Here is a 14,049-nt window from a genome sequence, read left to right as displayed (position 1 = left end):
TCACCGTGGCCGTTTGAATTGCTTGTCGCAACAATCCGGAAGCCTTCTGCCGGTTCAATAACCTCCCCGTCATTAGCCGAGAGAACCAAAGGGCGACCGTCCAAGATACTGTTCATGGCCACAAGGGTTGAAGGATCAGCAAGATCAAGCTCGTCAAAGAGAAAAATTCCACCGGCTTTCATTGCAAGCGGAAGAGAACCATATTCATAGCTGAACGAACCCTGCTGGTTTGGAATATAATTTCCCACTAGATCCAGCCATTCAAGGCGATTATGACCAACAACGGGGAAGACAGGGATATTGGACCGAGCAGCAATTTCATTTATTAGGCTACTTTTGCCAGTTCCTGTTTCTCCAGTGATTAGGGCACTGAGCGATCCAAACGAGAGCCAGCCAAGTACATCGGCGGTTATCTCTGTTCGGAATCTGTATTCAGGGGTGGGCTTGGGGACGTATTTTTCCCACTCATGAGTAGGACGAACAGGCCAGGGGATTGGTGGGAAAGACTCATGGAAGAGGCTTTGGACTGTCGGAATATCAGTGGATAAGGGTTGGGTATTCGTGGTCATGGGGTTGGTGCCTCCTTGTGTTTGATCATTGTTGGATTCGCTCGGGGCTTTTTGCCAGAGGGTAACGGGGTCCGGTGCCGGGACTGGCCGGGAAGGCTGTTGGTTATTGGGCCGATCCGTGTCTGGGAGAACCAGCCTGTACCCTTTGGCCAGCTTTGCCTTGGCTCGGGTATTCTGCTCTCTGAGCGGACGGTCTGCTTGAATTGTCTTCTTTGTTAGGCCGATAGTATCTCCGAACTGCCTCTGGCCTTTTATGCCTCTGCTGGTGCTGCCGAAGTAGATATCCAGGCAGTTGTCTCCGGCTATAGCAATCCAGTCCTTCGGGTTGCCTCCATTCGGATGACGCAGATGTACGATGCTCATGGACGCATCCATGTTTTGTTCCTCCTTGCTGGGCGCAGCTATCCGTTATCCTGACGTGTATGATCAGGGCTTGGGGGGCGGCTACGCCGGATTTAAGACTGGTCTAGATAAGTACGGGATCGGCTTGGATACGCCAGTGATTGGCTTTGCCGGGCTTATGCCGGTCTGGGGACGGTCTGAGGAAGGTGCCTGGAATCGGCACTTGATTATTACGGGCGGCTTTAAGCGGCTCTCACATCCAGAACCGAATAGGCAGACTGCGATTGGTAATCCTCTATGGACTGTCCCAATTCGCCGAGAAGAGCAGTGATGGCTTTCATATTCGTTGACGTTCTTGAACGGTTCGAGAGCGATACCCGAAGGTTTCCGGCTTGGTACTTACCTGGCTTCAGCAGAGTTAAAACGTGGTCTCGAATGGTCTCGCGCTTGGCCTTGGCCGTCTTTTCTGCTTCGGTGGCTTGGTGGTACTGTTCTATGAGGGTCGATACCTGTTCGGGAAGCTCGGGGCCAGCGTGCGCCGGACACGAATCTAAATAGGAACAGTAGCCGCAAAGAACTGACGGCTCGCACTGGAAATTTAGTAATCCTGGCGCTTCGCTTCTTGATGCTTCCTGAACTCCCTCCCAAATACTTAAGGCCTTGGTCAGCAGTTCCCGATCTCTGTCAGGGCTGTAGGCATAGCCATTAAACGCCCTCATTTCCGCCTTGCCGATGTCGATCAGTAGCAAGGCACCCTCTACATGTCGCTTTGTTTCTCGCTGAAGAAGCATCATCTGAAAGGCCAGCTGGGTTTCCCAAGCAGCCTGGACCTCGGTCAGAGACGTGCTTTTGACTTCGATGATCCGGTTTCCAGGAAGCAGGAAGTCAATGTGAGCAGCCATCGGCAGCAGGCCCAGGGGCTCCTGGCATCGTGGGCAATTGGAACTGACCTGGTTAGCCGACCCTTCCAGACTGATAAATTCACAGAGCGAGCAATACGGGATGCTCTCGGAAACCGCCTTCTGCCTTTCTGGCTCAAAGTCTTGCAATACTTCCGCTACGATTTCCTCCGTTAAATGTCCCCGCTTGAAGTGCAGCAGCGTTTTCAGGCTGTGCTGAGCTGGGGTTACCTTTCCCAGAATTACCTTCCTTGGACACTGACCAATGTCAGAAGCGCCAATGTACTTTGTCCTATCTCCCAATGTCTGTGCTGTTTGTGCGTGGCTGGCCGCTTGAAGAGCCGTTGTGAATGATTCAGGTGTAACGCGCATAATTTTCCTCCAGTTTGTTTGTTTTTGGATAGCTAGAAGGGCCACATATCCTTATAACAAAAAACTGTTTCAAGTTTCTAAAATTGCTTGATTTTCTTGCCTCTACAGGGATTTTCGGCACTTCTTAGGTGAATTGACCAGAGAGAGGTACTTCACTTTCCGAAAAAATCGGACATTATATAATAGGGGGTTTTAAAATTTGTGGTTGTGGCTCGAACAAATTTGAAAAAACTTTAAACTTTTTTCAAAAAGTTACTTCACAAATGGGTGCAAAGGAGACATTATTTAATATACGGTTTGAAGTACCCATCTAAACAGCAGTGAAGGAGATACTATGGCGTCAAATTACAAGATCACTTTTGTTACCGACGAGAGCACGGAAGAGAAAATCAGGAACTTGGCGGAGCAGGAAGGTGTGAGCGTGTCCAGGTTCGTAAGGGATTTTATTTGCGAATACCTGAACGTGGATTGGGCAAAGCACAAAGAGATTTCCGAGGTAGGAAAGGTGTGGGGAGTACGGCCTACGGACTTGGTGAATAAACTGTACACCCAGAAGATCAATTCAATTGGTAGTTGCTTGGGTAACGTGGCAGAGGTCTGATTGAAGTAAAGGCTAACAGGCGCTTGGAATGTTTCAAGCGCTATTAATTGGCCAGAAAGTTATAACATCCTATAACATTTTGTAAAATTGAGGTTGGTATGCCAAAAAGTACAATAAAAAGTTTTGTGGCTGGTAATGATCTTGAAAGAAAGATTGCTTCAGAAGCTGCAAAAAGAAATCTAAGCGTGTCGAAATACTTGAAAGAGGTTCTCGACCTGTATTTCTCTTTGGATCAGGACAGGCTTGAACGGGTTGCAAAAGTTTCAAACTTCTTGGACCTGGAAGTTCCTGAAGTGGTTAATGCAATGCTTCGTGATAAGCTTGAAAGCCTGCTCCAAATTAATAAGGAGGATATATGTTAGTTGATACTGAGCAGAGAAATGATGAAAGTTGTCAATTCGAGATTGAAAAAGATTTGATAGATGATGACGAGTTCGATTTTGATGAATTGTTCGATTATGAAGAGGTTCTGAAATACTTTGAAAAGGAAGATATAGGTGATGCCTGTATCTATCGGAAGCTTTACAAGGAAAGGTTTGTTTATCACTTCGATAAGCAAATGTGGTTTAAATATGTAGGACCACATTGGGAACCTGATTATAGTCTGGAAGCAGTCAGAGGCGCTGAATTGGTTTTTGAAATTTACAAGCACTTTTTAAACCAGTAGGAGATTCTTATTATGGCAAAATCAAAGTCACAGCAGTCTGGATTGTTTGGGTATGAGTATGAGCAAAGAATGAAAGGCTTGATGAAGCTTCCAAAACTAAAGACAATTGCGAACCTAGCAGCAATGGGTAAAGATGGACTTACCTATAAGCGTTCTAATGATGAAAAAAAGATGTTAATAGCGTTTAATAACGTTGTATATGATTTTAGAGCAGGAGGTGACAGAAAAGGTCGACCAAGTGATTATATTTTTAAGAAGGTCAATCATGACTATGATCCTTCAGCTCCAGTTCCAAAGCGTTTCCTTAGATACTTGAAAAGCATCTTTAAATTCACAGAGCCTAAGCCACGAAGAGAGTTCAATAAGAAGCATAAAGACTATAAAGAGCTTCTTGCTCGTTACATTCTAGAGCATAAAGATTGGTTCAGAAGAAAGAAAGAGCATGAATCATCAATGATTGGTTTTATGCAAGTTTTGCTCGGATATATCTTGGCTGGTTCAGGAAATGAAAGGGTGTTCTTGATTTTTTGGGGGCCTGAGGGAAACAACGGAAAAACTACGCTGATGAACATATTTTGTTCAATATTTGGTGATTATGCAGTTTCTATTGACCCTAATGTTTTGCTTAGTAAGAAAATGGATACATCAGCAGGAGCACATTCAAGTCACATTCTCGATTGGGAGGATAGAAGGTTTTTATTTGCAGACGAAACTGAGTCTGGGAAAAAGTTAGACACTGGTTTTGTTAAAAGAATCACTGGAAACGGATTTTTAATAGCAAGGGGTGCGCATGAGAAAGAGATGAGCAGGTTTGCTCAAACGTTCACAGTAATACTACTCACGAATAACAGGCCACATATTCCTTCTGATGATAGTGCAAGTTGGCGTAGAACATTGATTATTCCATTTTATTGGTCATTTGTGAATGAGCCTGACCCGAGTAAGCCTAATCAATTGCCTATTGATAAGAATCTGCTTGAAGATTTGAAAGATGAATATCCTGGCATAATTAAGTGGGTTATTGATGGAGCTGAAATCTATAGGCAGAAGCAATGCCTGGATATACCTGAATGTGTGAAAAATGCTACATTAGGGTATAAAAACGAATCTGATATTTATTTACAGTTTATTATGAGCTGTCTAGAGCCTGATACAGATTGTCGACTGAAAGCTAGGAGTGTTTACAACGTATTCTTGAAATGGTGCCATGCAAACAATCACCAGAAGGTTTCTGAAAAGAAATTTTCAGCACAGATGATCCGTTTGAATTTAGAAAAGGGCTCAACAAATCAATATAACACATACGATAGAGTCAAATTTAATTCAGTTATGATTGATGAACTTTTTGAGGATAAAGATGAGGCAAAGGGATTTAAGGAGTACATTCCTTTGCACAAGGAACCTGAAACTCAATCAAAAGCAGGAGAGTCTCGCGATTTGGCTGCTGAAGATGCATTTGATGTATAGTGGAGGGTTGGTGGAGGGTTGTGTCTTGACCCTCCACAAAATTAAGCTAGTAATTTTGGCTAATTGAATATCAAAGTGGAGGGTGTGGAGGGTGTGGAGGGTTATATAAAATATTTTAAAATATATAATCTATATATGGCATATGCCATATACACGTATAAAATATAAAATTTTGGAATATATCGCACAACCCTCCACACCCTCCACACCCTCCACTTCCATCTTTAGATACAGAAGGGCCAAGCCCAAAACAGCGAAAAAGCAGTACTTAAATTGCTGAATTTATTGTATCTCTAGAATTCTAAAAAAGTTCAGCATCAAAACGCTTTGGTTACTCAACCCTCCACAACCCTCAACTGACCCTCCACTAACCCTCCACAACCCTCCACTTCAACATCAAATATATGAGGCAAATATGCAAAAAAACGTAATTGAAATCCTTTCATACCTTGAAGCAGAGGTCGGCGAGTTAACCTTGGTCAGTAGCTCTGGATCATATAATTCGCCATGCCCATTATGCGGCGGTGAAGATCGTTTTGGTTATACTCCTGATCCTAAGAAGTTCCCTGAAGCAGCAGAGAAGGGCGGCTTATTTTACTGCCGCCAATGCAAATTCAAGGGTAATGGTGAAACCTTACTACGATACCTTAAAAAGGGAATTACCTATTTACCAAAAAACAATGCCTTTCACAAAGAGTCCCCATCAATCACAACACCCCGGTTCCAAGCCCCACCAGAATCATGGCAGCGTCCATGGAGTTCCCTTTTGCTCACATACGCAAACACCTTAGATGAAAAAGGTGCCCTGCCCCTGACGGAGCGAGGAATAACACTGGCTACAGCTAAACGATACGGCCTCTGCCCCATCCCTCAGCGTTTCCCTAATCCGGCAGCGGATAACTCCGTACCCGGTCAAAAATACGGCCCTGGCATTTTTATCCCGGCCAGAAGAAACGACATCCTGTTCAAGGTCGAGATCCGAAACTTCGACCCAGACTCGCCAGCGAAGTACATAATAATGCCCGGTAGCTCCGTCCATCCTATGATTTTCAATGACCAGACCAACGGCTCTGGAACATACATGCTCATCGAATCCCTTTTAGACGGCTACATGCTTCACAGCCATGTATCAGACCTGGTTACGCCTATCGCTATTGGTTCAACCACCACGGCATTGGACCAAGAAACCCTAGACCTACTCAAGAAGGCAAAGCGTATCCTGATCAGCCTGGACAATGACCAGAGCGGCTGGGCCAGGGCCATGATCCTCAAAAGCCAATTCCCCAATAGTTCCATAATCATCCCGCCCTTTGGTAAGGACCCCGGAGAGTTCTTTCAACGTGGTGGTGATCTCCGGGGCTGGCTTGAAACTGCTTTGGGCAGACCCGAACAGTCATCCCCTGGACACTCAGCAAAAATCCAGGTCAAGCTTTGTCGCAACCCTGAAACCGTTTCCAAATATCTTGCGATTATTCAGGCAGCGGAACAACCAGTAGCCGTGGCCATGAAAACCGAACCAATCAAGGTTTCAAATAATTCAAAGAGCATACTTGGAACACAGATTAAACATCTGGCATTCTATTTTGGTGAAGATATAGTGATTATATTTGACATGAACAAGATCAGCATCAAACAGATTGCACCAATTTTTACTGAAAACATGGTTACGTTTAATGGTGTTGAATTGTTAGCACTTCTTAACAAAGGAAAGACATTCATTAAAAGTATAGATTCAATGATGTTGATGGATAATTCTGTAAGTAATAAGCCATTTAAGACAGAACCAAATATAGAATCACTGGCATATCTAGTAGGTGCAAGGCCCAGCAAGAAAAGTAATACACATGACGAAGAGCTTGCGGAAATTGCCAGAGAGGCAAAGCTTATTTTTGATCTGAATCAATACTTCAAAAATGAGATCAAGACCAAGAATAAGAACGCTCTGTATGAACTTATGCGAAATGCTCAATTTGCAGTTTCAAAAATGTGGTCTTATGGTTTATTGTATAATCCTGGAAAAAACAACGATACCTACAAGCGCTTTGTTGATCCACTTTCAGGGAGAATACCTAATACTTCTCAAATGTCAGGTACTGTTACTGGCAGATTCACCTCTTCGTCTCCATCGCTACATAATGTTCAAAAGGCCCAGAAGGTACGGTCACGCTTTATCACGCCTGAAGGATTACAATTCGTCATTGGCGACTTTAGCCAAATTCAACTGCGAATAATATCTGAGTTAAGCCAGGATCGATATCTTAAAAACGTATTTGAGCAGGGGATTGATTTACATTTAGCTACAGCAGCAGCCATATCAAATCTTCCCCTTGACCAAGCCTCATCTTATAGAAGCATCGCCAAGACAGTTAACTTCGGCATTGTTTTCGGCCAGACCCCTAAAGGTTTGCAAGAGTCTCTATCAGCCCAAGGAATTGAAACTACTTTTGAGCAGGCACAAGAGTACCAGAACGCCTTCTTTACTCAATACCCTGGCGTCAAGACTTGGATTGATAACAGCGTAGACAGCCAAAACCGCGACTCACGTTGGAAAGCAGTTTCGCCGATGGGCCGGGAACGCGATCTAGGCTGGTACGCCAGCAACAAGCGCCGAGAGTTAATCAATACACCTGTCCAGGCCGCAGAGGCCGAAATCCTTCTGGCCACCCTGGCGCTGCTGCCTGATTTGCTTGAGCCGATCCAGGCCAGGCTGATTCATACCGTCCATGATGAAATAATCCTGGAGTGTTTAGACGCTTACCTTGGCCAGGCCCAGGAGGCTCTGGCCCAGGCCATGATCCAGGGCTTCCTAACGATCTTTCCAAACGCTGCTACGAACAACCTGGTTGACATCACAGTGAAGAAAACCTGGTCGAAATAACCCCAAATACATCGAATATCATCCCTACCAACAACAAACGTCATCAGGAGATAATAATGACGCCAACACAACAAGAACAACAGACAAGCACCGAACTGGTCAAAAAAGAGCCAGAGGCACAAGTATCAGAACAACTCTTGGAATCTTTCGGAACGTCCAACGAAGAAGTTGCCAATTACCTGATCAACACGTCTATCAGAGGAATACTTCCACCTGGAAGGTCGTCGGACAGGAATATACGGGCAGTGTTTCAGCTGATCAGAGACATGTGCGCAAAGAACCCCATAGAAGGCATGCTCTACTCACAAATGATCGCTTGCCATAGCCAGGCAATGAACATGTTCAAGAAAGGTAACGATGCTTTCGACTCAACGGACGCTCAGAGATACCTGAATATGGCAGACAAGTTTATGCGAACATACACAAAAAGCCTGGAAACGCTCGAAAAGTTCAAGAGAGGTGGCAAGCAGCATGTAATAGTTGAGAACGTGGTTGTTAACTCTGGCGGCCAAGCTATTGTTGGTAGTGTCTCATCAAAAGACAAGGGGGGGTTGCAATGATGACTAACCAGGAAACGAATATCAAACGTAAAAGAGGTGGCCAGCCAGGAAACAAAAACGCAAAGAAAAAGCCTAATCATGAGAAAGAGGCTGAAGCATTTTATATTAAGCAGATGAATGACATGCTTGACCGTTTCAATGAGCAGCTCGTATGCATCAATAGAATATTGACGTCTAGTTGTTAAGTTAACAGTTTATTTTAACGTATAACATATTTTTAGGAGAATAAAAATGAATACTATTTTGAGAGAAGACTACACTCTGTTCGTTTTTGAAAGTTCTGATGAGTGTATTGATTGTTGGGAAGATAATAAAAATGCATTTGCTTATTACTCGTTTATTCTTCATAGCCTCGATAAAAGCTTAGAGCTATTGGATACTCTTCGTGATAGATGCAAAATGCCTATCCCTGAAGGATGCTATAATGTGATTATAAAATTCAACGAAAGACCTGTTAATATGTTGGAAATTGCAAGATCAATTTCTTGTGGCGGATATACGCATAACGCTGAGCCGGTAAGTGATCTTTATAAATCCTGTCTTATCCTATCTGAAAAATCTATGCATTCATAGCGAATTCGATCTACCTGCCATTTTTCTATCTGACTGATTAAACCCATCAGTAAGCCGAAAAGGCACTAGCAGTAGAACGACTTGCAGCAGCCCGAGAGCAACGAGAGCAAAAAGGAAGCACGGGCATAGGTTGCCCAGGAAGGAAGGTAAGCCCGGTCCCGTAAAGACCGGGTTTTTTAACGTCCCAGGCTGGAGGTGTTTACCTGTAACCTGCTGTTCCGGCTGCCCTGAAAAACACATGATCCCAGTGATTTCACAGCCTGGGCCAGGGTGTTTACCTGTTTACCAATTCTGGGGCCTGGGTGATACCCTCACAGCCTTCACCACGTCCCTGTCTATCAAACCAACCATCGAAGATCACAATATCGGCGTCGGAGAGTATAACCTCAAAATCAGGTAAATAGGTAAACACCTCCCGTGACGTTTCGGAGAAGCCGAAGGCATTGTGGATAATATGTGATACTTACAGAAATCCTTGACCAAAAACGCATGGCGCGGGGTGTTTACCTGTATCCCTCTGTTTCCACCACCCAAGAAACACCTAAAGCCAGTAACTGCGCGGCCTGAGCCAAGCTGTTTACCTATTTACCAGAAAATGACCCTGTACCGGTCACACTCTTGGGAGGCATCAGCCCCCCAAGAGCGTTATATCGCCCTAACCGTTCAGTTCCAGGTCGTATTGCTTGTAAAGTCGCCCGCCGACTTGCCAGTCAGAGTCGCCGGAGACTTCATAGGCAGAAGGCAGCCCAAACCCACCCAAGGCCCGCAGGTAGGCAGCCCCTCGATGCTTTGCCGTAGAAAGCGCCTGCCAATCCTCGAATCGGTTGCCCTGCTCATCACACCATTCGACGGCATTCCGCCCGGTATCAGTATTGAGCCACTTGGTTATAGCAGCTTTGGACACCCCAAGCTCATCAGCCAAATCCCCTGGCCGGATCATTCGTGCAGCGTTGATTACCTGCATCTTTGGGCATGCCTTCGCGGCACTTCCGCCAGCCATGCCCTCGATGAACGCCGGATTGAGCAGCTGCTGGACAATGGCGTAATCGGCAATTTCAGCGATCAGGCGTCCTTGCTCGTCCTGGGATCGTTGAAACTGATGAACAAGGGTTGTGGCCATGATGGACGAGTACAACTGAGAGAGGGTTCTGTTGACCAGTGTCGAATGAACCTGGTTCTCAATAAGCTCGTCGATCCTCGGAGCAAAAGGGATGATGACATCCAGGGTCTCAAGACAGGCGTGAAAATCTCTCCAAGCCTGGATCGTTTCCTCGGGCACATTGTTGGCCAACCCGGCAACAGCCAATGCTTGCCTGTTTGAAATCGCCCGGCCCTGCCGCCTTGACGTGTCGGTGTGGATCACGATTGACCTGTTATCAAACTGCGTTTCGACTGAACCTTCTGTTGTCGAGGTCATCAGGGCTATCGGGCCATGGACAGTTGCTCGCTCAGTTGATGAACCCTCATCGGAGCGAACAGTCCTTTGGTGGGATATCCTCCCCTCGGAGTGAAGCTGCCTGGTAACACACACCAGTTTTTTGTCAGACTTCAAGAAATCGGCCTCGGTAATGTCGAGCAACTTATGCTGTAGCGTGTCGCCCAAGTTGAAAAAACTCAGGTGTGTGGCACTGGTGAGCTTCTCGTAATCCAACCCCAGGGTGTAGAGCCTTAGCGTTTTGTCCTTAGTGTGTGATTTTCCTGTACCAGATGGACCCACCAAGATCAGCAAGATAGGACCAGTGCCTGCACTTCCATGGTTCAGCAGGCGACTATCCACAGCCATGGCGCAAACTGCGATATTGCCCTTCTCCCCAGCAACCCCTAAGTCGTTGACCAATTGAATTCTCTTTTTGACGATATTCGGATCATGGGCAATTTTCTCGACGGCTGAAATCTGGTCCTGGACCACTTCAGCATCGGTGAACTCTGTTGTCTGGGCTTCTTCAACAACTTTCGCTTCTGATGCCCTTCTTTCTTTGTTCATATCCTCTTCGCCGCGTTCGTTACTCTCTACCTGTGGCGACAACTCAGTCACCGGATTTTCTTCATTCTCTGTAGGCTGATCTATCGTATCGTCTTCGAACTCATTCATTTTTCCATTTGAGGCTTTTGCCTCAGATTTCTTCTTCTTGCTCGTAAATACTCCGTTAAGCCCTATGCCTTGTCCTTGTAGGAATTCATAGTCGGAGTACCAGCCACTTTCCCGGAGGTAATCCAAGCTGCCAGCGATATCGATTCCGTCCATTCCTTTCAGGATACTTCGGGATTGGGTGAGGTCAGTGGAATCCGCGCCTTGTTTATGGGCGATGGTTTCCAATTTGTCGATGAAACTGCCCCACAAAGGATGGTTTCGGGTGAGTGCCTGCTGACTTTCTACAACTAAATCCATGCCTTCCTCCTGGTTGGTTGTTGCAATCTGCGCGACTTCCTTCGTTGTCTCTACAATCATACAAACTCCTTTTTTGATGTTGTTTTCAGCCTTCCTGCCTCGTTTCGATCCTCAGCCAGCTTATTCGTTCCCTTTCGACCTCCTTTCGTATGTTTTTGGGGTTGTCAGACCATTGCTCCGGTCAGGAGCGCCTTTCCCTTCGTGGCGAGACTGAAATCCTCTCGCCAAGATTACCTGTACTCGTCCGCCCGAGCCAAATAGGCGTCCACCGCTTTAAGATAGGTCGATCCGGGCCTGAGCATGCTTTTGGCTACGTCGTATCGCAGCCCGGTGACCTTGGTGAGGGAAATAATCAGCCCGATCAGTACCGCAGCCGCCTCTAGTCCGTCTTTTCCCTGAAGCGATTTTTGGATCACCTGGACAAAAAGATCATCGTGGGTCATTTCCTCGATGTCCTTTATTTTCTTGGTGCTATCATTTCCCGGCACAACCCTTCCTTGCTCCCAGGACGCGATTGTGTTGGGCTTCACCTGGACCAGCTTTGCGAACTGTCCTTGTGTCAGGGCCAGTCGCGTCCTGATCGTCTGAATTTTTTCCGCCATGGTTGAGTGTTGATCCTTTTGTTCGAAATACATTCTGCACCTTCCTTTCGTTGTGTGATTTGCGCCAAAGTCGAATGTATGATTTGTCGGGGTGCCTGTCAATACCTTTTCGGACGTGATTGGAAAAAACTTTATGAGGCCTGTTCAGTTTCGGATAGGCTGAAAGATGTTGATGCCATATATGTGGAAAGATATTAAATTGTTACGCTATTTTCATTCTGCTGATTGCAATTTTGGCATGGTGGTCGTTTTCGCCTTGGGCTGTGTGGACTAAAAAAAAAGAAAGGCCAGGGCAGCAAAACCACCCCGGCCTTCGCATCGCAACCGTTTCCGTCGCCATCACCTCCTTCAACGCTCAACCACGATATTCCTCAAAGTCCCTCGGTTCCAGCCTTCCCTGCCACTCAGCGTCGGAATCCCTGCATCGTTCAACACCACGGCCAACACGGAATAACTCAGCTCCGGCTTTCTCCGGCGTTCAGAAAGCACCCACTGCCGAACAGCGTTCTTATCCGGCTTCCCTTCGTGTACTGAGTTCTTCACGAATTCCAGATCGGCATGTGAGTAGGCTGGTTCCATCCGAACCTGAATGGCTTCGAGGTCCAGCTCGGTGGCCATGGGCTTCCCTTCAACCCCAAGATCGGTTTCGATCTTCTCCAGCCTGGCCAGCAATTCGTAGGAGAATTTGTAGAATTGGGTCAGGGCAGAGTTCATCTGCGGCAGCAGCTCGCTGACCTCGGAAAGGATGCGGGATTCGAGTCGGGATAGGGAGTGGTCCAGCATGTCTTGGATCGCTTCGAGGTCGGGGCCGGGTTTGGTTGATGGAATTGGTTCGGGTTGAGTCTCGGGGACTACTACTGATTTGTCCACCGCAGTCTCAATGTGGTCCTGATCATCTTCATCCCGTTCGGAATCATTCAGGCCGGATTCCTGTTCCTCGGATATATCGACCGACCGATCGATAGACAGACCGACAGACCGATCGATAGATCGATCGATAGACAGACCGACAGATCGATCTACCGATCGACAGACAGATGGATCGACAGATGGACAGACCGAGAGATCGACAGATCGATCGATAGACCGACCGACAGATAGATCGACAGATCGATTGCCGCCCATGCCTTCAGGCTCGTTACTCTTGAGGGCTTTTATGATGTCTTCGAAGCCAAGCCCTTCCTCTCGAAGAACCAAGATTCTTGTGAATATATCAATGTTTTCGGGTAAATATTTTACCTTCATGCCTTGGAGTTGGATCACCATAAACTCCTGAAAAACATCCTTGTAGGCAAACAAGGTTTTGTAGTTCACCCCCAACTCATCAGCAATTTCCTTCAGCGTATACAACTGTTTCTCGCTCATAACATCAACCTCCTTGGCACTCCCACCGGCACATCACCGGCCCAGCACCTGATTTGACATCAAGCCGCCCCTGCTCAGTACCAAAAACCTTGGTACAAGCATCAAGCGGCAACGAAAAAGGGCGGCACCGGTTGGCATTATTGATGCCCACTGGTACCACCCACCGCAGCACCCATCAGACGTGGGCACCCACTTTCACAACAGCTTTTTAACGATCTGAAATCAAATAGTTTTTTAGACTGTCACCCACCACTTCCATGTGACCCACCGCATACCTATCATGGTATCGGCAAAAAATGCCATGTTAAAATGAATGATCCTATGTCTTTAGGTACCATTTTTCACCTTCACCATACCCACTTTTCGACCCACGATTTCAGTGGCTTGGCGCAACGTGTCGTGTGCCAAATGCGCATACTTTTGCGTAGTTGATAGTTGGGCATGGCCTAACAATTTCTGAACTTCGTATAACGATCTTCCGTTGTTCACGAGGAAAGAGGCATACGAATGTCGAAGGTCGTGGATGCGAACATCATCTAAATCGGCTGCTTTGCGTACCCGGTCCCAAGTGCGGAAGAAGTGCTGCAAGGGCTTTCCTGTTTTAGGATTGGGAAACACGTACTCGGAACCGTTGTCTTTCCTTCGCTCAAGTATTTCCATCGCCGCATCAGACAGGGGGATCACCTTCTGCTTTTTAGACTTGTTACGTTCAAGCGGTAGGGTCCACATGGCTTTGGCCATGTCGATCTCCTTCCATTCCAGTTC

At 46.4% G+C, this 14,049-nt stretch carries 12 protein-coding genes; 6 read left to right on the top strand and 6 right to left on the bottom strand.

Going from position 1 to position 14,049, the window contains the following annotated elements; all coding sequences use genetic code 11:
- Together AC559A_RS17895 and AC559A_RS17890 are read right to left on the bottom strand one after the other, a co-directional pair.
- Window positions 1-944 (bottom strand): AAA family ATPase (locus AC559A_RS17895; RefSeq protein WP_498819058.1); only part of this gene is annotated, 944 nt, incomplete at its 3' end.
- Window positions 945-1,153: 209 nt separating this feature from the next.
- Window positions 1,154-2,182, bottom strand: a complete 1,029-nt coding sequence (locus AC559A_RS17890) for a PD-(D/E)XK nuclease family protein (RefSeq protein WP_498819057.1) — start codon at window positions 2,180-2,182, stop codon at window positions 1,154-1,156.
- Window positions 2,183-2,881: 699 nt separating this feature from the next.
- Here AC559A_RS17890 and AC559A_RS17885 point away from each other — a divergent pair.
- The 6 genes from AC559A_RS17885 to AC559A_RS17860 all read left to right on the top strand — a co-directional run bounded on the left by AC559A_RS17885 (window position 2,882) and on the right by AC559A_RS17860 (window position 8,928).
- Window positions 2,882-3,145, top strand: a complete 264-nt coding sequence (locus AC559A_RS17885; RefSeq protein ID WP_498819056.1) for a hypothetical protein — start codon at window positions 2,882-2,884, stop codon at window positions 3,143-3,145.
- Complete coding sequence (locus AC559A_RS17880; RefSeq protein ID WP_498819055.1) at window positions 3,139-3,450, top strand: hypothetical protein; 312 nt, start codon at window positions 3,139-3,141, stop codon at window positions 3,448-3,450. The genes AC559A_RS17885 and AC559A_RS17880 overlap by 7 nt, the downstream gene beginning before the upstream one ends.
- Before the next feature lie 12 nt (window positions 3,451-3,462).
- A complete protein-coding gene (locus AC559A_RS17875) occupies window positions 3,463-4,917 on the top strand; it encodes a DNA primase family protein (RefSeq protein ID WP_498819054.1) in 1,455 nt (484 codons plus the stop codon).
- A 415-nt stretch (window positions 4,918-5,332) separates the two neighbouring features.
- Window positions 5,333-7,795, top strand: coding sequence for a DNA polymerase (locus AC559A_RS17870; RefSeq protein WP_498819053.1), 2,463 nt, complete (start codon window positions 5,333-5,335; stop codon window positions 7,793-7,795).
- A 56-nt stretch (window positions 7,796-7,851) separates the two neighbouring features.
- Window positions 7,852-8,355 (top strand): hypothetical protein, encoded by a 504-nt coding sequence (locus AC559A_RS17865; RefSeq protein WP_498819052.1) that lies wholly within the window; start codon window positions 7,852-7,854, stop codon window positions 8,353-8,355.
- 231 nt (window positions 8,356-8,586) lie between these two features.
- Entirely contained in the window at window positions 8,587-8,928 is a 342-nt protein-coding gene (locus AC559A_RS17860; protein ID WP_498819051.1) for a hypothetical protein, read from the top strand.
- Window positions 8,929-9,583: 655 nt separating this feature from the next.
- On the opposite strand, the gene AC559A_RS17855 is transcribed toward AC559A_RS17860, so the two are convergent.
- The 4 genes from AC559A_RS17855 to AC559A_RS17840 all read right to left on the bottom strand — a co-directional run.
- The gene (locus tag AC559A_RS17855; protein ID WP_498819050.1) at window positions 9,584-11,377 is read right to left on the bottom strand and encodes a hypothetical protein; all 1,794 of its coding nucleotides are present in this window, start codon (window positions 11,375-11,377) and stop codon (window positions 9,584-9,586) included.
- Window positions 11,378-11,547: 170 nt separating this feature from the next.
- On the bottom strand, window positions 11,548-11,952 hold the full coding sequence (locus tag AC559A_RS17850) for a helix-turn-helix domain-containing protein (RefSeq protein WP_498819049.1): 405 nt from the start codon (window positions 11,950-11,952) through the stop codon (window positions 11,548-11,550).
- 315 nt (window positions 11,953-12,267) lie between these two features.
- On the bottom strand, window positions 12,268-13,284 hold the full coding sequence (locus AC559A_RS17845; protein ID WP_498819048.1) for a MerR family transcriptional regulator: 1,017 nt from the start codon (window positions 13,282-13,284) through the stop codon (window positions 12,268-12,270).
- A 327-nt stretch (window positions 13,285-13,611) separates the two neighbouring features.
- The coding region (locus AC559A_RS17840; RefSeq protein ID WP_498819047.1) for a tyrosine-type recombinase/integrase at window positions 13,612-14,049 on the bottom strand (438 nt) is incomplete at its 5' end.

Origin of the sequence: Desulfonatronum zhilinae (assembly GCF_900182865.1) — a bacterium.
Lineage (GTDB): Bacteria > Desulfobacterota > Desulfovibrionia > Desulfovibrionales > Desulfonatronaceae > Desulfonatronum > Desulfonatronum lacustre.
Note: the sequence above shows the minus strand (reverse complement) of the source record. Positions and strands in the feature narration are given on the sequence as shown.

Excerpts from the sequence above, each read along its gene's own strand:
- AC559A_RS17890 (WP_498819057.1), bottom strand. The coding sequence starts at position 2,182 with ATGCGCGTTACACCTGAATCATTCACAACGGCTCTTCAAGCGGCCAGC.
- AC559A_RS17885 (WP_498819056.1), top strand. The coding sequence starts at position 2,882 with ATGCCAAAAAGTACAATAAAAAGTTTTGTGGCTGGTAATGATCTTGAA.
- AC559A_RS17880 (WP_498819055.1), top strand. The coding sequence starts at position 3,139 with ATGTTAGTTGATACTGAGCAGAGAAATGATGAAAGTTGTCAATTCGAG.
- AC559A_RS17875 (WP_498819054.1), top strand. The coding sequence starts at position 3,463 with ATGGCAAAATCAAAGTCACAGCAGTCTGGATTGTTTGGGTATGAGTAT.
- AC559A_RS17870 (WP_498819053.1), top strand. The coding sequence starts at position 5,333 with ATGCAAAAAAACGTAATTGAAATCCTTTCATACCTTGAAGCAGAGGTC.
- AC559A_RS17865 (WP_498819052.1), top strand. The coding sequence starts at position 7,852 with ATGACGCCAACACAACAAGAACAACAGACAAGCACCGAACTGGTCAAA.
- AC559A_RS17860 (WP_498819051.1), top strand. The coding sequence starts at position 8,587 with ATGAATACTATTTTGAGAGAAGACTACACTCTGTTCGTTTTTGAAAGT.
- AC559A_RS17855 (WP_498819050.1), bottom strand. The coding sequence starts at position 11,377 with ATGATTGTAGAGACAACGAAGGAAGTCGCGCAGATTGCAACAACCAAC.
- AC559A_RS17850 (WP_498819049.1), bottom strand. The coding sequence starts at position 11,952 with ATGTATTTCGAACAAAAGGATCAACACTCAACCATGGCGGAAAAAATT.
- AC559A_RS17845 (WP_498819048.1), bottom strand. The coding sequence starts at position 13,284 with ATGAGCGAGAAACAGTTGTATACGCTGAAGGAAATTGCTGATGAGTTG.